This is a genomic window from Clostridium nitrophenolicum (assembly GCF_055391695.1).
On sequence record NZ_AP042469.1, the window covers coordinates 2,824,342 to 2,847,457 of the forward strand.

Annotated in this window: 21 protein-coding genes; 5 read left to right on the forward strand and 16 right to left on the reverse strand. The window is 31.3% G+C overall.

The window, feature by feature from the left end; genetic code table 11:
• Window positions 1-367 precede the first annotated feature (367 nt).
• Window positions 368-679, reverse strand: coding sequence for a hypothetical protein (locus ACZ5N4_RS13340; protein WP_464210670.1), 312 nt, complete (start codon window positions 677-679; stop codon window positions 368-370).
• Window positions 680-995: 316 nt separating this feature from the next.
• Here ACZ5N4_RS13340 and ACZ5N4_RS13345 point away from each other — a divergent pair, with 316 nt between their 5' ends.
• Complete coding sequence (locus ACZ5N4_RS13345) at window positions 996-1,763, forward strand: epoxyqueuosine reductase (RefSeq protein WP_464210671.1); 768 nt, start codon at window positions 996-998, stop codon at window positions 1,761-1,763.
• 156 nt (window positions 1,764-1,919) lie between these two features.
• On the opposite strand, the gene ACZ5N4_RS13350 is transcribed toward ACZ5N4_RS13345, so the two are convergent.
• Genes ACZ5N4_RS13350 through ACZ5N4_RS13360 form a run of 3 tightly spaced genes read right to left on the reverse strand, consistent with a single transcriptional unit; the run spans window position 1,920 to window position 4,855 of the window.
• Window positions 1,920-2,882 (reverse strand): acyl-CoA dehydratase activase, encoded by a 963-nt coding sequence (locus tag ACZ5N4_RS13350; protein ID WP_464210673.1) that lies wholly within the window; start codon window positions 2,880-2,882, stop codon window positions 1,920-1,922.
• Window positions 2,863-3,960, reverse strand: a complete 1,098-nt coding sequence (locus tag ACZ5N4_RS13355) for an acyl-CoA dehydratase activase-related protein (protein ID WP_464210674.1) — start codon at window positions 3,958-3,960, stop codon at window positions 2,863-2,865. The genes ACZ5N4_RS13350 and ACZ5N4_RS13355 overlap by 20 nt, the downstream gene beginning before the upstream one ends.
• On the reverse strand, window positions 3,932-4,855 hold the full coding sequence (locus ACZ5N4_RS13360) for an acyl-CoA dehydratase activase-related protein (RefSeq protein ID WP_464210676.1): 924 nt from the start codon (window positions 4,853-4,855) through the stop codon (window positions 3,932-3,934). The genes ACZ5N4_RS13355 and ACZ5N4_RS13360 overlap by 29 nt, the downstream gene beginning before the upstream one ends.
• 237 nt (window positions 4,856-5,092) lie before the next feature.
• On the opposite strand from ACZ5N4_RS13360, the gene ACZ5N4_RS13365 reads away from it, so the two are divergent.
• The 3 genes from ACZ5N4_RS13365 to ACZ5N4_RS13375 all read left to right on the forward strand — a co-directional run bounded on the left by ACZ5N4_RS13365 (window position 5,093) and on the right by ACZ5N4_RS13375 (window position 7,993).
• A complete protein-coding gene (locus ACZ5N4_RS13365) occupies window positions 5,093-5,566 on the forward strand; it encodes a ferritin family protein (protein ID WP_464210678.1) in 474 nt (157 codons plus the stop codon).
• A 139-nt stretch (window positions 5,567-5,705) separates the two neighbouring features.
• Window positions 5,706-6,341 (forward strand): phosphoribosyltransferase, encoded by a 636-nt coding sequence (locus tag ACZ5N4_RS13370; RefSeq protein WP_464210680.1) that lies wholly within the window; start codon window positions 5,706-5,708, stop codon window positions 6,339-6,341.
• 665 nt (window positions 6,342-7,006) lie between these two features.
• Complete coding sequence (locus ACZ5N4_RS13375) at window positions 7,007-7,993, forward strand: tyrosine recombinase XerC (protein ID WP_464210682.1); 987 nt, start codon at window positions 7,007-7,009, stop codon at window positions 7,991-7,993.
• A gap of 158 nt (window positions 7,994-8,151) precedes the next feature.
• Here the strand turns inward: ACZ5N4_RS13375 and ACZ5N4_RS13380 are convergent, their stop codons facing one another.
• Together ACZ5N4_RS13380 and ACZ5N4_RS13385 are read right to left on the reverse strand one after the other, a co-directional pair.
• Window positions 8,152-8,655, reverse strand: a complete 504-nt coding sequence (locus tag ACZ5N4_RS13380; RefSeq protein WP_464210684.1) for a peptide deformylase — start codon at window positions 8,653-8,655, stop codon at window positions 8,152-8,154.
• 197 nt (window positions 8,656-8,852) lie between these two features.
• Window positions 8,853-10,727 carry a type IA DNA topoisomerase gene (locus ACZ5N4_RS13385; protein WP_464210686.1) on the reverse strand — a complete coding sequence of 625 codons (1,875 nt, stop codon included), beginning with the start codon at window positions 10,725-10,727 and terminating at the stop codon, window positions 8,853-8,855.
• Between the two features lie 208 nt (window positions 10,728-10,935).
• Between ACZ5N4_RS13385 and gpmA the strand changes: the two genes are divergently transcribed.
• Window positions 10,936-11,685, forward strand: a complete 750-nt coding sequence (gene gpmA / locus ACZ5N4_RS13390; protein WP_464210688.1) for a 2,3-diphosphoglycerate-dependent phosphoglycerate mutase — start codon at window positions 10,936-10,938, stop codon at window positions 11,683-11,685.
• Between the two features lie 66 nt (window positions 11,686-11,751).
• Here gpmA and ACZ5N4_RS13395 read toward each other — a convergent pair whose 3' ends face one another.
• The 10 genes from ACZ5N4_RS13395 to ACZ5N4_RS13440 all read right to left on the reverse strand — a co-directional run bounded on the left by ACZ5N4_RS13395 (window position 11,752) and on the right by ACZ5N4_RS13440 (window position 23,032).
• Complete coding sequence (locus ACZ5N4_RS13395) at window positions 11,752-13,167, reverse strand: FAD-binding oxidoreductase (protein WP_464210690.1); 1,416 nt, start codon at window positions 13,165-13,167, stop codon at window positions 11,752-11,754.
• A gap of 90 nt (window positions 13,168-13,257) precedes the next feature.
• A complete protein-coding gene (locus ACZ5N4_RS13400) occupies window positions 13,258-14,457 on the reverse strand; it encodes an electron transfer flavoprotein subunit alpha (RefSeq protein ID WP_464210692.1) in 1,200 nt (399 codons plus the stop codon).
• A 101-nt stretch (window positions 14,458-14,558) separates the two neighbouring features.
• Window positions 14,559-15,347: an electron transfer flavoprotein subunit beta/FixA family protein gene (locus ACZ5N4_RS13405; protein ID WP_464210694.1), complete on the reverse strand. Its 789-nt coding sequence runs from the start codon at window positions 15,345-15,347 to the stop codon at window positions 14,559-14,561.
• A 38-nt stretch (window positions 15,348-15,385) separates the two neighbouring features.
• Window positions 15,386-16,660, reverse strand: a complete 1,275-nt coding sequence (gene larA / locus ACZ5N4_RS13410; protein ID WP_464210696.1) for a nickel-dependent lactate racemase — start codon at window positions 16,658-16,660, stop codon at window positions 15,386-15,388.
• Window positions 16,661-16,733: 73 nt separating this feature from the next.
• Window positions 16,734-18,242, reverse strand: a complete 1,509-nt coding sequence (locus ACZ5N4_RS13415; RefSeq protein ID WP_464210698.1) for an L-lactate permease — start codon at window positions 18,240-18,242, stop codon at window positions 16,734-16,736.
• Window positions 18,243-18,830: 588 nt separating this feature from the next.
• Window positions 18,831-19,526, reverse strand: coding sequence for a FadR/GntR family transcriptional regulator (locus tag ACZ5N4_RS13420; RefSeq protein ID WP_464210937.1), 696 nt, complete (start codon window positions 19,524-19,526; stop codon window positions 18,831-18,833).
• 51 nt (window positions 19,527-19,577) lie between these two features.
• Window positions 19,578-20,228, reverse strand: a complete 651-nt coding sequence (locus tag ACZ5N4_RS13425) for a ribonuclease H-like domain-containing protein (RefSeq protein ID WP_464210939.1) — start codon at window positions 20,226-20,228, stop codon at window positions 19,578-19,580.
• Between the two features lie 113 nt (window positions 20,229-20,341).
• Entirely contained in the window at window positions 20,342-21,067 is a 726-nt protein-coding gene (locus ACZ5N4_RS13430) for an HAD-IB family hydrolase (protein ID WP_464210699.1), read from the reverse strand.
• 363 nt (window positions 21,068-21,430) lie between these two features.
• Window positions 21,431-22,075, reverse strand: coding sequence for a methionine ABC transporter permease (locus ACZ5N4_RS13435; protein ID WP_464210701.1), 645 nt, complete (start codon window positions 22,073-22,075; stop codon window positions 21,431-21,433).
• Complete coding sequence (locus ACZ5N4_RS13440) at window positions 22,076-23,032, reverse strand: methionine ABC transporter ATP-binding protein (protein ID WP_464210703.1); 957 nt, start codon at window positions 23,030-23,032, stop codon at window positions 22,076-22,078.
• Window positions 23,033-23,116 lie beyond the last annotated feature (84 nt).

Here is a 23,116-nt window from a genome sequence, read left to right on the forward strand (position 1 = left end):
TAAATGTTAAGATATTACTCATCTACTTTTGAAAATTACTTAATTGACTGCTTGAAGGGTTTTATAGTAACATATTAAATATTATGTAAACTAATAAAGTATAAAGCAACTTACAAATACAAAAATCATGAAAGATAAAAATTTAATAATACAATAACAACATTGAAATTAAGTACATAAGAAAAATATATTACAATTTTCTAGAGATCTAGGAAAAGAATTTTTTATCAATGATCAATGGTCGTAGACAAGCTCCACCTTAAGCTAAGAGTTTTGTTTATAATTATATTAAACATTGAAGAATAGAGGAAAAGCATACTAAATAATTGCTAATTAGTATGCTTTTTATAAAGTAAAAGTATATCATTTATCCAAAAAAGTCAGGCTCCTCTTTATGATCAGCTCTTATAGCTTTCTGCAAAATAGTAAGGTTAATTCTTTGATTGTCATTAAAGAATGGGCAAGGATAACGAGCTCCACATTCTTCGCATTCTAAATATTCATTTGAACAGGTTTGCTCTCTATTATCAAATAAAAAAGGTAGTGCAGATTCATTTTTGCTATTTAAAACTGTATCTAGTGTATTTAATTTATAAGTATAGACATAAGTGGCTTCACGCTTTATATCAAAGTGAGTACTATTACATTTTGAACATACTAAAGATTCGTCAATATTCAATCGACAACACCCTTTCTCAATAATTGCTATATGAAATTTTAAGCAGATTCTATTTTTATTATTACATAGTGTAATTTAAATTATTCATAGTTTTCCGATGACTAGTCACTCTAATACTTCCCCGTACTCTGTTTATCTCATTCCTTTTCAAGATAACTCTATATAATCTAGTAATATAATAATTTTTGCATTTCAAAATGATAGAAAATTAATTAATAATATGTAATAATGATTTATAGCAGTATATAGATAAGAAATAAAAGGTAAATCTTAAAGTTATAAAACTAAATATAGCATAAAAGGGTGGGGGATATAAGTGAAAAAATATATTGAAGAGCTTATAAAAAATTATGTTAACAATTATGGAGATATAAAATCTGTTGAAACTAAATATAGAGAGCCTCTGGTGGCTTTTGCAAATGCAGATAATGAAGAGTTTACTAATTTAAAAAATATAGTATCACCTTCACATATGATTCCAAAGGATTTTTTAGAAGACGCAAAAACAGTTATTTGTTACTTTATACCCTTTGATAACTCTATAGCATATAGCAATATAGAAGGTAAGAAAAGCTCTGAAGCTTGGGCAGTTGCTTATGTTGAAACGAATGAAATGATGGCTAATTTAAACAATTATATTAAGATCAATTTAGAACAAAAGGGGCATCACTGCAGTGCGGTTCCATTAGCTTATAATTTCGATACAGACAAATTAATAAGTGATTGGTCTCAAAGACATGTAGCTTTTATTTCAGGTTTAGGAACCTTTGGTTTAAATAATATGCTTATTACAGAAAGGGGATGCTGTGGAAGATTTGCAAGTGTAGTTACAAACTTAATTTTGGAGCCCTCTGACAAAAGAATAAAGGAACATTGCTTATATAAAGCTAATAATACATGTAAGAAGTGTGTAAAAAGATGTGTAAATGATGCATTAAAAGAGGATCGTTTTGATAGAAAAAAATGCTATGAAATGTGCTTACATAATGATAATCTTTACTCAAATATTGGGGTTTCAGATGTTTGTGGCAAATGTTTAGTAGATGTTCCTTGTTCCTTTATAAGCCCTGTAAAGGATAAGTAGTACCATAGAGTTCAAAGTTCAAAAGTTAAGTTACTCCTCGGAATATGCTTATAGTTATAGGTTGTTGGTGAAAAGTTATTTAAGCTTTTCACCAATTTAAGTTGTAAGATTTTATAATGCTTTTCTAAGATTCATAGAAAAGCATTTAAATGAATTTTATACAGCTAATACGCTGCCACTCCATTTACCACATCTGTCACCAAAGTAGCCTACAACTGTTTCGCTTCCTAATATCTTTACTACCTCACATCCATTGGTGCAACCTTTACATTCAAAGCTTCTTGAGACAAATTCCATATCAGCTAAATCAAATCCTTTAAACTTAGTTTTTTCTCCAGTCTTTTCTAAATACTCTCTTGCCAAAATTGAAGCTCCTATTGAACCCATGACTTTATAGTTTTTTGGAACTGTAACTTCACATCCCAATGCTTCTTCAAAAGCGGCTTTCATACCTATATTTGCAGCTACTCCTCCTTGGAAGAAAATTTCAGACTTAATTTCTTTTCCTTTAGCTACGTTATTAAGATAATTTCTAACTAAAGCATCGCAAAGACCTTTAATGATATCTTTTTCGCTATATCCAAGCTGTTGTTTATGTATCATATCAGACTCTGCAAAAACAGCACATCTTCCTGCTATTCTTACGGAATTATTAGATTGAAGGGCGTAGTCTCCGAATTCCTCAATAGGAATATCTAGTCTTTCTGCCTGCCTATCAAGAAATGAACCAGTTCCAGCGGCACACACAGTGTTCATTGCAAAATCTGTTACAATTCCATTGTTCAAAATTATTATTTTTGAATCTTGGCCTCCAATTTCAATAATAGTTCTTAAGTTTTTATTAGTTTGAAGTGAAGCCACTGCATGAGCTGTTATTTCATTTTTAACCACATCGCCGCCAATTAAAAATGATGCAATCTGCCTTCCACTGCCAGTTGTTCCAACAGCTTTTATTTGCTTTGCATCGTATTTGTTTTTTAAGAATTTAAATCCTTCTTGAATCGCGTTAATTGGTCTACCTTTAGTTCTCAAATACAGCGATTCTACAACATTCATGTTATTGTCTACAAGCACAATGTCGGTACTGACAGAACCAACATCAACTCCCATATAATACATTTTTTTTTCTCCTTTCAAGCAAATCTAAGAATGCCTCTATTCTGGTTATATAGCCTGCCTCGCCAGTCATCTCATCTACAACTAGAGTTAGTATTGGAAAATCTTTATCTCTAGATATTGTTGGAAGTATAGCTTTTGAGACAATTTCAGGCATACATCCCATAGGGAATATCTGAATTGCTCCATCAAAATTTTGCTCTTTTGCCAGCACAGCTTCTCCAATGCACTCTCTTGCGTGGCCACCAATATATAATGGAAGATATTCCTTTGAGGCTTTTCGTATATCTAAAGAATTTAAATTTAGTTTAGTTAGAGTCATATTTTTAACCCACCAACTAGGGGTAAGATGTCTTTTTGTTGAAATTCCGTAGTCCATTAATTTATCTTCAATGTATAGACTAGAGAAAGGTTCGATGACAGTATATATTTCACCTATAATAGCAATCTTAATAGGATTTTTTTTCTTGTCAATATGTACAGTTTCTAGTAAGTTTTTATACTTTTTCAGGTGTTCGAACATTTGTTCTGGCGTGTTTTGTTTTATTGCTTCAGTTTTACACTGATTTAAAAGCATCTTACACTGCCCTTTATTTACTTCGTATCCAGCAAGATAGTGAGCTGTGCTTTCTATTTCGTCTATTAAATTTATAATTTTTATTGCATAATACACAGCTTTAAGTTGATCTTTTTTTGATTTACTACTGTTTTTCGAAATTGAACTTATCCGATTAAAAAGCTCTTTCAAACCTATGTCTCTAGGGTTATCAAGTACAATAAATTCCAGATTATGGCCTAACTTTTTTAACAAATTCATCTGAAGCTCACAATATTCTCCAAATCTGCAGGGACCACAACTTCCTACAAGTAATATAGTATCTGCACCTTGTTTAATACTTTCAATATAATTACCTATCATTATTTTAAAAGGTAAGCATATTTCCTCCGGGGAATATAGTGATCCTACTTCCAGGGCAGCTTTATTGCTTAAGGGAGGTATAACATATTCTACTCCTAAGCCATCAAATAAAGCTTTTGCAGCAAAGTAGGTGTTACCAAGATGAGGAAAGGTTATTTTCATATGTAACACATCTCCTTTCAAGCATATCAGAAAAGGCTTCTAATCTTGTATCAAAGCCTGCTTCGCCAGTATGTTCATCGATTTTTAAGATTAGCAGTGGAAAATCATCTAATTTATCTTTTATAAGCTCTATAACTACAGAGTCTATTCCACAAGCAAAGGAAGATATATACACTATTCCATCTATTTTATTATTCTCAGCCAAATAAGTAGAAAAACCATAAGAGTTTTTAGCAAAAGTCCAAAAAGGTCTTTTGAAAAGCGAATTAATTTGATCTTGTATATAATTGCTTTCTATATTCTCTTCAGTTATCACGCCAATGCCTAAATTATTAAGTTTTTTAATCACATCCATATTTATGAATTTATCATAAACATTATAGGGATGACCTACTAAAGCCACATTTAATTTAAAGTTATCATTTTTTATACCGCTCTTATAACACTTTTGAGCTTCTAGAGCAGCCTCATATGCTTTACCTATTTTTAAATAGTTCTTAGTAAATATAGTACCTGTATTTCTAACCCAGCTTCTTAAACTTTTCTTAGAGAATGCATAAATGGGGGAGGTAATAGTCTGAGGCATATCAGGTATATTATTTATCACCATTTCTGGAAGACCACAAAACTTAGGGCAAATATATTCATTTGCACTTATTTGCATAATACGTGGAATAAAGATTATGTCGCATTTATCTTTAATATATGCAACATGACCATGAAAAACCTTTACAGGTAAGCAAGCTTCATCTATACAATATTTTACTCCCATATCCAATATCTCTTTATTTGTTTCTGGAGAGGTAATAATCTCTGCTCCGAGCTCTGTAAAAAAGGTTTCCATGAAGGGATAGTACTTATAATACAATAATCCTTTAGGTATTCCAACTTTCATTTAAAAATCTCCTTTAATACAAATAAAAAATTTAAATAACATGATCACATTTGTATATTTTACCTTATTACATAAATATTATTCATTTTTTAAAAATTTGCTTATATTATAAGTAACATATTAATTATTATGTAAACTATTAAAATAAATTATTTAAAAATAATTAAGAATGTATGATAAAATATATCCAATAGGTGTATTTATAAATGAATTATCAAATATATAGGAGGTAATAAAATGAGTTATACGATAAAGGATGTTTTGGACAAATTGATAGATATAGAGAAGGAGATGTCAAAGTTATACTCCAATATCTCAAATATAGATAACAAAAATTATGATAGTTTTAAGATATTGTGTAAGGTAATGGCCAGAGAGGAGGGGAGGCACGTAGCGTATTTCGATCAGATGAACAACGGTATAACTGATGAGGATAACGTGGAAATAGATATTTTTACTTATGATAAAATATCTCAAGCTATTGCTCAATTCAAAAGTAAGATAGACATGCCTAATCTGAAAAACATTAAAGAATTAATAGGATTTATAGTAAACTTTGAAAAAGAAAATGCAGCACTACTTATAAACTTAAGAGGAAAATTGGTTAAAAAGGCTAATGACACCGAAAAGGACAGTTATAAAATACTAACTATTTTAATAGAGGAAGAAAATAAACATGTTAAATCTCTTTTACCATATTGTAATAAGTAATTTCAGTATAGAATCTTAATAACTGTAAGAGACTATTTATTCTATTAAAAGCAATGAGATTATATTATATGAAATAAGAATAAATACAGCATATTTAGTTAAACTTATACTAGATACTTATTTAGAAAAGAGTGATACTATGTTTTTGAATAGATATGATGCCGGAGAGAAGCTTGCTGAAAAATTAGAAAAGTTTAAAGGTGAAGATGTAGTTGTTCTAGCAATACCAAGAGGTGGAGTTGAAACAGCATATAACACAATAAAAAAGTTTAATTTTAAATGGGATTTGATTACTCCACGAAAAATCGGTGCTCCACATAATGAGGAAGTGGCAATAGGTGCAGTATCTATAGATGGAACTTATGTTCTAGATGAGAAAATAGTACAATATTTTAACATACCGGAGGAATATGTAAAAAATAAAGTAACATCAGAATTAAAAGAAATTAAACGAAGGCTAAGAGAGTATAGAGATGATGAGGATCCACCAGATGTAAAGAACAAGGTTGTAATTGTAATTGATGATGGTATAGCTACTGGCTTTACTTTACTTGCAGCTATAGAGTCTATAAAAAAGCTGCAAGCAAGAAAAATTATAATAGCAGTCCCTGTTGCTCCTGATGAAACTGTTGAGAGTTTTAGCAAAATTGTTGATGAGGTAATATGTTTGGTGGTACCTAGTGAATTTTATGCTGTGGGAATGTATTATGAAAATTTTCCTCAGCTTACAGATAAAGAACTTTTTAGTGTAATGGATGAGCTTAAAAACCAATAATAGGAAAACGAATTATATTAAAAAAATAATTTTTAAAAATCTTCAATTGTACAAAAATACGATTGAAGATTTTTTATTTTGTATTTTTATAAATAAATGTATATTATTTTACGACATTGATAAGTATAAAAGTCACCATGAATTTACATTTTATCCCTCATAACCTCCCGCATGGGGAAGAGTAGGGGAAATGGATGAAAATTGAATCCACAAAGTTATCACCAGGTGTGTTGAATTGATAAATTAATAAATATCCACTAAATTACCACAAAATGTAATTTTAAAAAATGAAGGTTGAGAAATAATAAAATGAATTAAAATTATCACGGATATAAATTTCATGCTAATTGAGAATATTATCAATTGAAATTCAGATGTAGAAATATAAGGAATAGATTTTACAATTATATACAAAGAATTTAGTGTATAATTATATTAAATATAAATTCTAATATATTATAATAATTGTTGGGTTTAAATTATACTTTATACAAATGCTGATATATCTAAAGTTAAGAGATTATTTAATTATAAAGATTTTTATTGATATATCTAATAAATTATTATAAATTAGCAGGATTTTTACGCTATTTTGTAGAATACTATATTCGCTAAATACACATTTAGCGAAGTTGAGTCAAAAAATAGAGGGGGAATGGACCAAAATGCATTACGACTTAAATCATATTTACGACCCAGATATTCCTGAGTGTTTAAATGACTTTTTAAATTACTTAGGCACTATTCGTGGTAAATCTAAAAATACTATAGATGGATATAAAGTTGATCTCATTATGTTTTTTAGATTTCTAAAACTGTATAGAGGAAGAGTTGCGAACAATCAAGACTTTGAAACTATACAAATAAATGATATAGACGATAACTTCATCAAAAGGATAAAGCTTAGCGATTTATTCGCGTTTATATCCTTCGCAGAGAATTACAGAAGCAACGGCAGCTATGCCAGAGCTAGAAAGGTGGCTACATTAAAATCTTTCTTTAAGTACCTCCATGGCAAAGCAAAAATTATAGATGAAAACCCGGCTTTGGAGTTAGAATCACCTAAGATAAGTAAGAGAAATCCTATTTACCTTACATTAGAGGAAAGTAAAGCTCTTTTAAACTCTATAGACGGAAAATATAGAGAAAGAGATTACTGCATAATAACATTGTTTTTAAACTGCGGTTTAAGACTTTCGGAATTATGCGGTATAGATATTTCTAGAATCAAAGGAGATACTTTGACGGTTATAGGAAAAGGCAATAAAGAAAGAACTGTATATTTAAATAGCGCCTGCATGAAGGCTATACGTAACTATTTAATGGTTAGAGATCAAGATTACGATAAGATTAAGGATAAGGATGCTCTTTTTATAAGTAAAAATAACATTAGAATAAATAAAAGATCTGTAGAATTAATGCTTAAAAAATATCTCGGAAAAGCGGATTTAGATACAGATAAATATACTCCTCATAAATTAAGGCATACCGCTGCTACACTTATGTATAAGTATGGAAATGTAGATATAAGAAGTCTTCAAAAGATACTAGGCCATGAGAATGTATCTACTACACAGATTTATACTCACGTTGATGATGAAAAGTTAAGAGAAGCAGTTCGTTCTAATCCGCTTAGCGAAGAAGATATTTAGCATTAAAAACAAATCGGAAAGTTGTATGATTCTAACAGCTTTCCGATTTTAAATAAGAGTTATATTTTAAATAAGAATCATAATTAATCAGTCTATACTTGAAACTGCTTTTTACTAATTCCTGGTCCTTTTTGTGTATTCACTCCCCTACATGAATACTAAAAACACCCTGACTTATTTTTGTTTATTCTAAGGGATTTATTGTCAATTGCTCTCTGTACCGCTAATATGCCATCTAAATGATCGTATTCATGCTGTATTAATTCCGCTAAGTCCCCTTCAAATTCTATGCTGCAATCAGTCCAGTCTAAATCTTTATAATAAACTCTACATTTTTTATATCTGTATAATTTTACCTCTAATCCAGGATAACTCATGCAGTCATCCCACATTTCGAATTTTTCGTTATCAAAAAACTCAAGTCTTGGATTTATAAAAGCAATAGAATTGTTGTCAAAATTCATATAAATTATTCTATACAGTTCATTTATCTGTGGTGCTGCTATTGCCCTTCCAAAACCATATTTTTCTCTAAAATTCATCATTGTATCATGTAAATCTTCAACTATTTGTTTTGCTTTGCCAATCTCATCCTTTGAAACTTCTTTACATACCTCATAGAGCTTTTCATTACCTAATAATAATAATTCCTTTACAGCCATTGTTCTCTCCCCCATTTTTAAACTTTTTATTAACTTAATATCTATTATAATAGATATTTAAGTATTTGAGGAGTTTTATCCAATTTATTTTTATATTTAATAACACTGGCTTTTCCGATGTCTACCGCGGCTAAGCTTCAGATGGAGTTTAAAACTCTACCCGAAGTCAAGAATCCTGTTTATAAGCTGTAATCTTATTACTTTTTACTTTCATTAACATTCGGCCTTGTATCACATATCAATTCAACTCTACTTCTTTTTATTTTAACTACCCCTTCTTTGGTAAAGGTAAATATCTCATTTAAAAAATCCCTTTTATTAAAAGTTCCTTTTTCAACATCATATAATTTCTTCTCTAATCTGCCCGTATAATCCGTATCCATTAATTCCTTTAAAGGGAAGTTTTCAATAAGCTTTATCCCCTTCTCTGTAATTAATAATGATTTTCCTTTTGTAGTTATATAATCAGCATACTTTAACTTGTTTATAGTTTCCGCTCTTGTGGCTGCAGTCCCTATAGAGTATCCATAAAGTATGGAGGAATCTTCTTCGTTATCATCCTCATCACTGCTATTAGAATTCTTTCCGCAGGTTTCCATGGCTTTTAAAAGAGTTTTTTCTGTATGATGTGCAGGCGGCTTACTTTTTTTTGACACTACCTTAATTTCTATCATCTTAACTACATCGTTTTTATTAACTGGAGGTAGCAACTCATCTTTTTTATCTTCATCATACAGTTTAAGCCATCCCTTAACCCTCAGTATTTTTCCTTTAGTTGAGAATAGCCTTTCATAATTGTCTCCTTGCACACTAGTTATTATCTCTGTATTCTCGTATTCTGCTGAAGGCATAAATTGAGATATGAATCTGTTTTTTATTGAATTATATACGATTCTTTCGTCTTCTGTTAAATTTTTAGGAATAATATAAGTTGGTATAATAGCACTATGGCTTTCTACTTTTTCATTGTTAAATACCTTCTTAGAAGTATTGAATACTATTTCGTCTTTAAAAGGCAAATCTTTTTTTAATGTTTCTAATACATTTTTAGCTTTATCTTTTATGCTTTCTTCTAGCGCTGTACTTTCTGTTCTTGGATACGTGATATGTTTCTTTTCATATAAGCTCTGTGCTACTTTTAATACTTTATCTGCAGTGAAACCTTTGTACTTGCTTGTTACATATCCCTGCAAATTACTTAGGTTAAATAAACTAGGTGCATTCTCCTTTTTTACTTCTACTGTTTTTTCTTTTATAATACCGTCTTTCCCCTGTATTTCATCTTTAAGTCTTTCTACACTTTGCTTGTTAGGAAACTTATCCTTTTTACCATGAAAGAACTTGCCTTTATATGTTCCCGCTTCACCTTTGAAGGTTGCATTTAACTCAAAAAATTCTTCCACCTTGAAATTTTTTATTTGCATCTCTCTATCATATATCATCTTAAGAGTGGGCATTAATACTCTTCCAATGTTTAAAAGATTGCCTTTTCCTCTTGTATATTTCATTGTAGCAATAGAAGTAAAGTTAATTCCTATAACCCAATCTGCCAGCTGTCTACTTACTCCGGCATCCTGTAATGGTTTCATTTCCGAATTTTCTTTAAGATTATTTAGCCCCTTATTGATTTCAGCTGGTGTCCACTCGTTAATTAATATTCTATGTATAGGTTTATTAACTTTTAGATAGTCGAATATAAGAAGTGCTATAAGTTCCCCTTCCCTATCAAAGTCTGTAGCTGATACTATATCTGTAACATCCTGTCTATTAACAAGGCTTCTTATTATTTCAAGTTGTTTTTTTGCACCAGGGTCTATTACATTTTTGTTTTTGCCATCATTTTTTATTTTATATTTGAATTCTTCTGGTATATAAGGAAAATTTTCAAAGCTCCATAATGCTAACTTAGGATCATAATCCTTACAATCGTAAAGTGTTAGCAAGTGACCAAAAGCCCATGTTATTATATAATTCTCCCCTTCTATATATCCATCTTTTTTCATCTTACACTTAAGCGCTTCTGCAATATTTCTAGCTACCGAAGGCTTTTCTGCTAATATTATTTTTTTCATTTAACTCACCTGTAATTATTTTTTATGTTATTCTTATAAACCATATATTTAAGTAATTATAACTGATAATTATACTATGTATAATACTGTTAAAAATTAAAAAACTAAGTAATAGGTCTTCTAAACTTGTAACAAAATAATATTATACTACTTTTTTCATGCTAAATAAATACAATCTTTAGTACATACTGATAAGGAAGGTGTAATTATGATAAAACTAGTTTTACTAAGGCACGGTCAAAGTATATGGAATAAGGAAAATAGGTTTACTGGGTGGACAGATGTAGATTTAACAGAAGATGGACTAAAAGAAGCAAGAAGAGCTGGAAAGATATTAGTTGAAAATGGATTTACCTTTGATATAGCATATACTTCTGTATTAAAAAGAGCGATTAGGACCTTATGGATTTTACTTGATGAAATGGATCTAATGTGGATACCGGTATATAAGTGCTGGCAGTTAAATGAGAGGCATTATGGTGCACTTCAAGGCCTTGATAAAAAAGAAACTGCTGAAAAATACGGAGAAGAACAAGTACATAGGTGGAGAAGATTTGTGTATGTGAGCCCTCCTCCTTTAGATAAGGGGGATAAAAGGTATGCTGGATTTGAAAGTAAGTATAGAGCATTAAAGGACTCTGAAATTCCACTTACAGAGAATCTTAACGACACGGAAGAAAGAGTAATGCAGTATTGGCATAGTACTATTGCACCACAAATTAAATCCGGTAAAAATATCATTATATCTGCTCATGGGAATACTCTAAGGGCATTAGTTAGATATTTAGATGACATTCCTGGTGACGGAATTTCAAATTTGAACATTCCTACAGGAATTCCTCTAGTTTATGAATTAGACAATGACTTAAAACCTATAAGACACTACTATTTAGAAGTAGATGGAAAGCTCCCTAAAGGTTCTATTCCAAAGAATATCCAAGGAATGCTTCATCCTTAGTAAAGAAATAATAAAGAACTCAGATCTTAAAGGTTCCGAGTTCTTTATCTATATAAGGCGAGTATATTATTGACACACTTTACCTGGGTTTAATATATTTTTAGGATCGAAGGCCAGTTTAATGTTTCTCATGAGCTCCATATAATCATCACCGTATTGCTCAAATAAATATGGTCTCTTAGCATATCCTATTCCATGCTCTCCTGATACTAATCCGTTAAGTTCAACAGACTTTTTATACATACATTCAAAGACTTCGCTAAGTTTCTTTTCCCATTCTTCTTGTGATAATTCATCTCTTAGAACATATACATGTAGATTACCATCTCCAGCGTGACCAAAGCTTCTTATTCTTATATTAAACTGTTCTTGAAGTTCATCTGTGTATTTAACAAATTCCGCTACTCTGTTTCTTGGAACAACAACGTCACATTCGTCCATTTCTGTTGTTGTAGCTTTAACAGCTTCAAGGAATGCTCCTCTTGCTGACCATACCGCTTCTTTTCTTTCATCTGTATCTGTTATATAAACGTCTAAAGCTCCTTCTTCTAAACAGATTTGAGCAACTCTGTCATAATCTCTTTCTATGTCTTCTTTGCTATTTCCGTCAAAAGTTAATAGTAGGTATGCGTCAGAGGAATTATCCGGAAATTTCTTTCCGAGGAATTCTTCAGCAGCTAATATAACTTCTCTTTGCATAAATTCTATAGCTGTTGGTATTGATTTTGATTTAATAATCTTTGGTACTGTATTTATTGCTTTTTCAAGGTTAGGGAATGGTATCAATAAACTTATTGCTTTCTTAGGAAGTGGTAATAGCTTTAGTATAGCTTTTGTTACTATTCCTAATGTACCTTCTGAACCGCATATTAAATCTTTTATGCTGTAGCCGGAACTGTTTTTAACTACTTTGCCGCCAACTTCGATTACCTTTCCATTTGGAAGAACTACTTCAAGCCCTCTTACGTAATCCCTTGTAACTCCATATTTAACCGCTCTCATACCACCTGCATTAGTGTTAATATTTCCACCTATTGTAGCAGATTTTTCACCTGGATCTGGTGGATAGAATAAATCATGCTCTTCTACATATTTACCTATTTCCATTAGTAAAACGCCCGGTTCAACTGTTAAAGTTAGATTTTCTTCATCGATTTCAAGTATATTGTTCATTTTAGTTAAGTTTATCATTATTCCGCCATGAAGTGGAACAGAAGCTCCAACTAATCCGGTACCTGAGCCTCTTGCAACCACTGGAAGATTATTTTCATAAGCATAAGTCATTATTTTTGAAACTTCTTCTGTATTCTGTACTTCTACTACAGTATCCGGCATCTTGCTAATTCCACCTAATTCATCGTGGCTAAAATCTTCATTTATATTTTCACCTATGAATACCCTATCTTCACCTAATAGTTCAATTAGAAATTTTATATCCTTTTCATCAAGCTTTTTATATTGGTTCGCACAATTACATGCCATTTTGCTTACCTCCAAATCTTTTCTATCATTATGAATTTATTTTTATTCTAATACTTGCTAACTCGTATATTATGATTTATCATAGATCAACTAGATTAGACCTCTTCCTTCTTTAATGTTATTTATGAGCCTTGGCACTACTTCATATAAATCCCCTACTATCCCATAGTGAGCTACATTGAATATAGAAGCTTTAGGATCTTTGTTTATAGCGACTATACAATCTGAATTATTCATACCGGCAGCAAATTGAACTGCTCCAGATATCCCGCAGGTTATTATTAGTTTTGGCTTTACTGTTCTACCGCTCAACCCTATTTGTTTTTTGGCATCTGCATATCCTGCTTCAATTAGAGGCCTTGTTACTGCTATTTGAGCTCCAAGTAAATCAGCAAGTTCTTTTATCATTTCTAAATCTTTTTCTGATTTTACTCCTCTTCCTGCTGCAACTATTACATCAGCTTCAGATATGCTTGATTCTAATTCTTTATTTGTTATTTTTAATACACTTATATTTGAAGCAAGCTTTGATTTGTCCATCTCTGCAACAGTTATTTTTCCGGATGCTTCTGCTGATCTTTCTGGGGCATCCATAACCTTATATCTCACTGTAGCAAGTTGTGGTCTGTTATTTGGGTTTATAATTTGTGCCATAATATTACCGCCAAAGGCTGGTCTTATTTGTACTAAATCAGTATTTTCTTTCATATCAAGTATTGTACAGTCAGCGGTAAGTCCTGTCTTAAATCTTGCAGCTACTCTTGGTGCAAGGGATCTCCCTACTGTTGTTGCTCCCACTAGTAATGTAGATGGTTTTACTTTGTTTATAAAATTCTCCATTGCTGCAGTATATGGTTCTATTCTGAAATCTTTTAACTCTTCATAATCATATACAAATACTTCATCTACTCCATAATGTAGAAGTTCCTGCGCCTTATCTTTAATATCATGTCCAACAAATACTGCATATACTGGATAGTTTACTTTTGATGCTAATTCTCTTCCCTTTCCAATTAATTCATAAGTTACAGGGTGAATGTCACCTTCCACGTGGTCAACATATACTGCTACACCCTTCCAAAGGCTTTTGTCTATTTGAGGGATCTCCTCTTCTACAAATTCCATCACTCCTGCTGGACCCTTTTTAACACATAGCTTACACATCTTACATCCGGCATTTACTTCTATCTTTCCGTCCTTTTCTTCAATTGCACCAAAGGGACATACTTTTACTAAATCTTCTATAATTGAAGGAGTTAACTTCTCCGCATTTACTATTAATTTACCCACTTTTATTCCTCCCAACTTGTACTATGGTTAATTATTAATATTTTAATTTGATTTATGTGGCTAGACGTCAGTCCAGTTTGAAAATATTATTACTGATTATACTATATAAACTTTAGTTCTTTAAGCTTTGCAGTTAACTTATCTGCAAGTTCCTCTCCGCCTCCATTCCACATTTCTTTATCTGTGTTTACTGCTGGTGGAAATATTCTTTCGACTTGTGTTGGAGATCCATTTAATCCATACATCTTTTCATTTTGATCTTCAAAATCCTTTAAACTAAGCATTTTTACTTCTCTATCTTTTGTAGCTAGTTTCTTTCTGTATGATGGTAATCTTGGCTGAAATATATCTTTTTCTACTGTTAGTAAGCAAGGAAACTTTACTTCTGCTACTTCTATTGTATTTGGCATATCCATTTCTACTATTAATGAATCAGTATTTAATTTCTCTATTTTTAATACATTTGCTATGTGTGGTATTCCAAGGTATTCTGCCATTTCTGGGCCTACTTGAGCTGTGTCACCATCTGTAGTTTGTTTTCCGCAAAGTATTAAATCTATATTGCCCATCTGTTTTACACCTTGAGAGATAGTATATGATGTAGCTAGAACATCTGCTCCTGCAAATTTTCTGTCTGAAAGAAGAACACCTTCATCCGCACCCATCATATATGCTTCTTTTATAACTTCTGCAGCTTGAGGTGGTCCCATACTTATTACTTTTACAGTTCCACCAACTTGTTCTCTTATTCTTAGTGCTGTTTCCAGAGCATATAAGTCATATGGATTCATCTTTGAATCTACTCCATCTCTTTTCAATACTCCTGTCGCTGGGTCCACTTCTACTTTTGTAGTTCCTGGCACTTGTTTAATACATACTAATATATCCATTTTTATACCTCCATAAACTTATATTAAAGTTTTCATAGTTATCTAACTATAACTGATACACCATCAGGTATTACAGCTACTTTTGCATCATTACCTTTTAAATTATAGGCCTTATTTAGTGCTTCTTCAAAGGAGAAAGCATGTTCCATATGCATGTTCCTTATCATTACCGGATCACACATATCCGTAACCATTATAACTGTATACTTATTAAGCATTCTAGCTAGAATCTGAAACTCCCATTGATCTGGTACCGTTTCGTTTCTTGGCACTTTAGCTATTCTATCTAATAATTCTGCTGGTGATTTTGCATCCGCTAAATTATCGTAGAAAGATTGCCCTCCATGTCCATCATTACAGGCAGCAACCATAATAATTACTCCGCCTTCTTTACAAGTAGCCTCAGCAGCTGTCATTCCTTTAACTGCTTGGTAAATATTTTGATCCAGCGGATATCCGCCGTTAGTTGAAACTACTATGTCTGCATCAACCTTATCTATTTTTGAAAGTTCTAATACAAAATTGCATCCTTGTTCATGTGCACGTTCTCTATGTCCAGCAAAAGCATTTATTACTTTCTTTTCGCTATCTATTACTACATTTAATATAAATGCAAGCTTTGCTTTTTCTGCTGCATATAGCATATCTCTGTGAATAGGATTATTCTCAAGTATTCCTGTTCTAGCATATGGACTTGCTATAAATTCTGAGCAGTGGTTTGCCATTACGGTTTTTGCTGATGCAATGCCAGGCAATACACTTTTTCTACCACCAGAGAATCCTGCAAAGAAGTGAGCTTCGATAAACCCTTCTGCAATGAGCAATTCTGTTTCTACTGCTAGTTTATTTATTATAAGATCTCCACCTGAAGGTAAAATTCCTATCTTTACTAAGCTGTTATTGTCCGTTGAATCGTGTATTATAATTTGTTCTTTTTCTACTATTTCCTCGCCAAATTTATTTATAAGCTCTTCTTTTGTAGTTCCTCTATGAAATCCCGTTGCTATGAGTATTTTTATATCAATATTAGGGTTAACTTCTCTTATTCTTCTGAGCATTATAGGCATTGTTACTTTGCTTGGTACTGGTCTTGTATGGTCACTAGTTATAATAACAATGTTATTTTTGTCTCTAACTAGATCCTCAAGCTTAGAACTGCCTATAGGATTGTCTAAAGCATTTTCTACAATTTGCTGCTGGGTTAGTTCTGTTTTATATTTCTCTGCCTTTGACTCTAAAATTCCAACCAAATTTTTATCATTAACTTCTATTTTCCACATTTGTTTATGATAAGGTATTTTGATTTTTGCCATATGATTTACCTCCTTATTACGATGAACGAATTTACATAATATTAATTAAGTTAAATTTATTATCTCTTAAATGTTAAAATCCCAATATAGGCCCTGCAAAATATGCTATAATTCCTAAAACGATTACATATATTATGCAGAATTTAAGTGTTGCATTCAATATTTTACCCTCCGCACCTGTAAGACCTGTAGCTGCTGTAGCAACTGCAATACTTTGAGGTGATATCATTTTACCTGCTGTAGCTCCACCTGTATTTGCTGCTGCTAGCCAATAAGGGTTCAAGCCTAAAGACTTAGCTGCTTCCACCTGAAGCGGTCCAAACAATATATTAGCGGAAGTATCACTACCAGTTATAAAAGTTCCGAGAGCTCCTATTATAGGCGATATTACTGGATACGCATGTCCTGTAACTGCAACTAAAACTACTGCTATAGATTTAATCATTCCACTGTAACTCATAACTTTTGCCAGTGACACTATTGCTACTATCGTAATAGCTGATTTAGTCATCTGCTTGGCTGTTTTTCCAAGGATTTTTAATATTTCACTAAATTTAGCACCTTGAATTAATCCTCCAACAATTCCCGCTATAATAATTAATGATCCAGGATTGTTAATCCAAAGGAAGGTATATGAGTGATAGATTTTAACTGAAGTACTTATTTTAGATAAATTTTTACTTATTCCTGGGAACAGTGAACTTGTAAATATTATAACTACAAACACTAGTATAAATGGAATCCACGCCATAAATCCTTCTTTAAAGGATATTTGGTCAATATCTTTGGCTGCTTTATCCTTATGAAAGATCTTAGCCCAACCTATAGTTACAGCTAAACATACTACAGAGCCAAGTATCGCTGGAAGTTCAGCTCCCATGTATTTAGCAGCTAATACTTCTGGTATAGCGAAGGATAATCCAGATACTAAGGATATTCCCCAAACTCCTTTAATTGCTTTAACACTTTTGCCGGTAAGCATTACTAACACTACTGGTACAATAATAATTAGCAATGATAGCTGTAAGCCTACTGCATAACTTAGCATGCTTGGATCCAAATTTGTAAGTTTAGCAAGGGTTGATACTGGAAGTCCTATAGCACCGAAGGCTGTTGGTGTTGTATTTGCTATTAAACATATGATTGCAGCAAATATAGGATCGAATCCAAGTGCAGCCATAATACTAGCAGGAATTGCAACGGCTGTTCCGAAACCTGCAATGGCTTCAAGGAATCCACCAAATCCCCATGCAAGTATAAGAACTAAGATTCGCTGGTCAGTTGTAATACCAGTCATCATTCTTTTTATCAAATCCATACTTTTTGTATATAGAGATAAGTTGTAGATAAATACTGCTGCAATTATAACTATAATTATAGGCCAAAGGGCATTAGCAGCGCCTTCTACTCCTGCTCTTATAGCATCTACTGCAGGCATTTTCCATACTGTAATTGCTAGTAGCAGGGTTATTCCTAAAGTTACTGGTGTTGCTTTATGACCTGGTGTCTTTAATACTCCTAGTGAAATCATGAGCCAAACTATCGGTATTAATGCAATGAAAAATAGTAAGTAAATATTCATTTTTATCCCCCCAATAGAAATAGGTAATATGGTATGACCATTAATTGATTCGATTTTAGCATAATATTCACACTATTTCTATAATAGTTATTTCATTAACACCCTCTCGAAAATTGGGGAGATTTCTGTAAACGTTATACTAACAATATTGATATTTAATCATTTATAGTAAAAAATTTTAGAAAAACTTTTAAAAATTCTCTGAAGCCATTAAGTGAGGTTATTAAATTAACAGGTATGTTAAAATTACTATTAACTAAATAATTAAAGCTTCAGATTATTAAAGGGATAAAACTTATTTTTGATACTGTATCTCTAATTGAATTCGCCTTGGAAAAAATCGTGGTATTATGGTATGACCACTAATGCTATAATATCATATTATTTATTATATTTCTATAATTGTTATCAAAATAACAAGTATTTTGAATTATTAAAAAATATTTGTGTAGAAAAATGTCCTATATAAATTACAATTAGGCATATGAAAGAGAATAGACTAGCATACTGACTAGGTATTTTCTTTCATATGCCTTAAACAAAAGGATATCAGCTTATTATTAAAAAACTGATATCCTTTTAAAAGATTTAGAAATCTTTATAATATTCATTTGCAAAATCCAAATGCTTTTTCATGGCTTCTGCCGCTTTTTTTGAATTATGAGCTCTAAGAGCTTCATATATATCCTCATGCTGCTTAGACAATACCTCTCTATTATTTTCATCAACAAGTATTCTTTTTCTTGCTTCTTTTATAAATGAATCCATTAGAGAAGATATGGCATTTAAAATGTTAACAATCAAAAAATTTCTAGAAGCTTGTGCTATTTCGTAGTGAAACTTTTTATCTATTTTAACATTGTCGATTTCATTATTAGAACCTTTAAATGCTTTTATTAATATTTCTATATCATCTAGTTCCTCATTTGAGATTCTTTGAGCAGCAAGTGCCGCAGTTTCAACTTCAAGGATTTTTCTAATTTCTATAATTTCAGCAGGAGTACTTTCCTGAAGCATAAACATTATTGATAAAGGTTCAAACAAGCTATTTTCTACATTATTTCGTATATAATTACCTTCGCCCTGTCTACATTCTATTAATCCTATAATTTGAAGTGCTCTCAAGGCTTCTCTTATAGAAGTTCTACTCACTTGAAGGTGTTCAACTAACTCCCTTTCAGAAGGTAATTTATCCCCTTTTTTAAGATTGCCATCTACAATCATACTTTTAATTTGCTCTATTACTTGCTCATAAACCTTTGTACTTTTTATTGGTTTAAACAATTCAATCAAACCCCTTATCTCCATACAAAATTAATCGTATATAGTTTATGACTATTCTTTAATTGCCACTAGTTCAGTGTTGAAAGTATTATTCCAATTAGTATATATATGAAATAAGCTTACAACGTCCTGCTCGTTATACAAGAGAATTTTTTCTTTTTTCTCTTCAGGCATTCTAATTATATAGTCATTATCTTTTATAATTTTACTAAAAGTCTTAGCTAGATTAGATCCACTTATTACTTCTGTATCTCTAAAGATATTAAATTGTCTTTCTAAAGACTTTAATCCTATAGAGGTATTATTTTCTTTTTCATATTGTTTTTGCAGATCAATTTGGGTAAATTCTTCTTCAATAGCCAAGTCAACGTTGTATTTTTGGAATAGATAATTAATTACTGTAAAATCGTTATTACCTGAAAAAGTGACAATGTATTTTTTATTATATTTAGTTCTCATTAGATTAAAATAGTCCTTTGCAAGAAATAATATGCTTTTTACATCCACTTTATTTTCTATCATATATTGAGTTACTTCTAACTTTTGCTTTTGCTCATCATAATAACAACAACCAAAAACACCTACACAAATTGGTTTTTTATAAATATAATGCTCTAGGTCAAAAAAAATGGCATCCTTGTATAAATGACTATCTCCATTTATTACTAAAGAATTTTCTTCAGTTAGTTTTTCAACCTCTATGCTATTATGTCTTTCTATCACTATACCACTCTTTTCTAAATTAATTGTGCAAATTGCTATGTTGTTATATTATATCACTTTTTCATATAAAATTACATATAATATACTTTAAATTAGAATATGTCAATGCAATCTGCATTAAGATTATATACTACATCTTTTCTTTCAACTATAATTTGTACTCTTTTCTTAATTTCTTCATCATTTAAAACCTTCTTTAAAATTTCTCGCGTAGGATTTACGCATACAGGATATTTAACCATCTGCATCATTGAAAAATCTCCTGCTGTGTCTCCGTATGCATAACTTTGAGATATATCGATATTATATTTTTTTATTAACTCATTAATAGCTTTTTGCTTACTTTCACTATCCCACATTGGAAGAACCTCACCAGTATATACTTCATCTTTATCCATCAAGTATATTGCTCCCTTGTAATCATCAAAACCGTGTTTTATGGCCATTTCCCTAACAAGTTCTACAGGGCTTCCAGAAACGGTTATAACTTTATGACCTCTTTCTTTATGCCATTTTATTCTATCTCTAGTGAATGTATAAACCCTATCTCCTTTCTGAGATACCACATTTCGTGCTATGAATTCTATTTGTGATTTGTGAAGACCTTTTATTGCTTCTATATATATATCTGCCATCTTTAATAAATAATTATCATAGTTTCCTTGTCGTTTATCCCATTTTTCATACTCAGGCTTTACTTCTTTATACCATCTGTCTGAAGGTATTACCTCATACTTTACAAGTTTTTTAAAAACTTCAGCAATTAATCCTTCTCTATACAAAGTACCATCAATATCAAAAAAAGCTGCTATATTCATGTTTTCCTCCTTTTAGTCGGAACACTGGGTAATTTGCTTGTTTCCCTTCGGGTACTGGGTAACTTAACATTTTCGCTTCCGCTCACAAGTTACCCGTAAAAGTTCATTTAGAACTTTTACCTAGCAAATCACCCATTAAAGTCCATTTAGGACTTTAACCTCCTCGAAAATAACCATATATAATATTATTAAAATCAATATATGCTAACATAGTATAATGTTACACCTAAAAATAGATTATTCCAACTATAAATTTTTTCAATTAAAACTTTGCCTAAAATGAGCCTCAGATAAAATTATTATTCTATCTGAGGCTTATTTTATACAGTAACTACCGATATATTACTTAATGTAAGTTTTCTTCTATTTTATAAGTTTTTTATAGAGCATATTTCCTAAGCTTTGAAAAGCTTGAACCAAAAATATAAGCATTATTACAGTATAAATCATAACATCTGTCTTAAATCTATAATAACCATATTTTACGGCAACGTCACCTAATCCGCCGCCACCGATAGATCCAGCCATAGCTGAATAACCTACTACACTTATTACAGTTAATGTTATTCCAAGTATTATAGATGGCATTGCTTCCTTAAGCATAACCTTAAATATTATCTGAAAATTACTGGTTCCAAAAGATTTTGCCGCTTCTATTACGCCAGGATCAACTTCTTTCAATGCAGATTCTATGACTCTAGCTGCAAAAGGAGCTGCAGCAATTGTTAATGGAACTATGGCTGCTGTGGTACCAATTGTTTTACCTACAATAAATTTTGTAAAAGGAAATATTGCAATCATTAATATTATAAATGGAAATGATCTTAATAAATTTATAACTACATCAAGCACTTTATGAATTACTTTATTTGGTTTTAAACCTCCATCTTGTGTTAAAATTAACAATACTGCAGGTATAAATCCTAAAACCACTGCAAATACAGTAGAAACACAGACCATATATAAAGTTTCTGCCAAAGCAGGAAATAATATTTCATTAAATAACATTTATTCTACCTCCCAATTTATAGATTTTGAATTTAAGTAGTCGCAGATCTTCGTCTTATCATTTTCATCAATATTTATTACTAAGCTTCCAAGTATATCATCTCTAAACCTTTCTAATTTCCCCCATATTATTGAAAAATCTATATTTAGAGTTCTTGCCATAGATGTTATTATACTTTGCTCACTGATCTCTTTTGGAAAGAATATTCTTATGTTTAGTCCTGAAAGAGTAAGAGTTTTATCTTCGCCTAGTAATTTTTTTAAGTTGGTATCTGGTCTTAAAAATAAATCTTCTACATCTCCTACAGTTTTTACTTCACCAGCATCCATAATTGCAATTTTACTACATACTTCCTTTATTACTTCCATTTGGTGAGTTACGATGACTATTGTAATATTTAACTTTTCATTTATAGTCTTTAAAAGTTGTAGAATAGATTTTGTCGTGCTTGGGTCAAGAGCTGAAGTTGCTTCATCGCAAAGTAAAATTTTAGGATTTAGAGCTAGGGCTCTTGCTATTGCTACTCTTTGTTTCTGTCCACCACTCAACTCCCTGGGCATATTGTTCATTTTGTCTTCAAGCCCAACTAAGTTTAATAATCTCTCTACTCTATTTCTTATCTCAACTTTGTCCACACCCCAAACTTCTAATGGAAGTGCCACATTGTCAAAGACACTTTTTCTATTTAATAAGTTGAAACTTTGAAAAATCATGCCTAAATTTTTTCTAAAAACTCTAAGCTCTTTTTCTGCAAGTTCCTTAACTTCCTTATCCATTACTTGTATACTTCCAGTATCATAGGACTCTAATCCATTTAGACATCTTAGCAGCGTTGATTTACCTGCACCACTATGACCTATAATTCCAAATATCTCCCCCTCTTCTATATTTAAAGTTACATCTTTTAATACCATTTTTTCAGAAAAACTTTTGCTAACTACATTAATTTTTATCACTACTTTTCCTCCTTTAAACAATGATTATTTCATAAAAGTATTAATGTATAAAAAAATAAAAGCCCGAGGAAAACCTCGAGCTTA

Excerpts from the sequence above, each read along its gene's own strand:
- ACZ5N4_RS13350 (WP_464210673.1), bottom strand. The coding sequence starts at position 2,882 with ATGTATTATATGGGAGTTGATGTTGGTTCTGTCAGTACCGACATTGTG.
- ACZ5N4_RS13355 (WP_464210674.1), bottom strand. The coding sequence starts at position 3,960 with ATGAAAATAACCTTTCCTCATCTTGGTAACACCTACTTTGCTGCAAAA.
- ACZ5N4_RS13360 (WP_464210676.1), bottom strand. The coding sequence starts at position 4,855 with ATGAAAGTTGGAATACCTAAAGGATTATTGTATTATAAGTACTATCCC.
- ACZ5N4_RS13365 (WP_464210678.1), top strand. The coding sequence starts at position 5,093 with ATGAGTTATACGATAAAGGATGTTTTGGACAAATTGATAGATATAGAG.
- ACZ5N4_RS13370 (WP_464210680.1), top strand. The coding sequence starts at position 5,706 with ATGTTTTTGAATAGATATGATGCCGGAGAGAAGCTTGCTGAAAAATTA.
- ACZ5N4_RS13375 (WP_464210682.1), top strand. The coding sequence starts at position 7,007 with ATGCATTACGACTTAAATCATATTTACGACCCAGATATTCCTGAGTGT.
- ACZ5N4_RS13380 (WP_464210684.1), bottom strand. The coding sequence starts at position 8,655 with ATGGCTGTAAAGGAATTATTATTATTAGGTAATGAAAAGCTCTATGAG.
- ACZ5N4_RS13385 (WP_464210686.1), bottom strand. The coding sequence starts at position 10,727 with ATGAAAAAAATAATATTAGCAGAAAAGCCTTCGGTAGCTAGAAATATT.
- gpmA (WP_464210688.1), top strand. The coding sequence starts at position 10,936 with ATGATAAAACTAGTTTTACTAAGGCACGGTCAAAGTATATGGAATAAG.
- ACZ5N4_RS13395 (WP_464210690.1), bottom strand. The coding sequence starts at position 13,167 with ATGGCATGTAATTGTGCGAACCAATATAAAAAGCTTGATGAAAAGGAT.
- ACZ5N4_RS13405 (WP_464210694.1), bottom strand. The coding sequence starts at position 15,347 with ATGGATATATTAGTATGTATTAAACAAGTGCCAGGAACTACAAAAGTA.
- larA (WP_464210696.1), bottom strand. The coding sequence starts at position 16,660 with ATGGCAAAAATCAAAATACCTTATCATAAACAAATGTGGAAAATAGAA.
- ACZ5N4_RS13415 (WP_464210698.1), bottom strand. The coding sequence starts at position 18,242 with ATGAATATTTACTTACTATTTTTCATTGCATTAATACCGATAGTTTGG.
- ACZ5N4_RS13430 (WP_464210699.1), bottom strand. The coding sequence starts at position 21,067 with ATGAATATAGCAGCTTTTTTTGATATTGATGGTACTTTGTATAGAGAA.
- ACZ5N4_RS13435 (WP_464210701.1), bottom strand. The coding sequence starts at position 22,075 with ATGTTATTTAATGAAATATTATTTCCTGCTTTGGCAGAAACTTTATAT.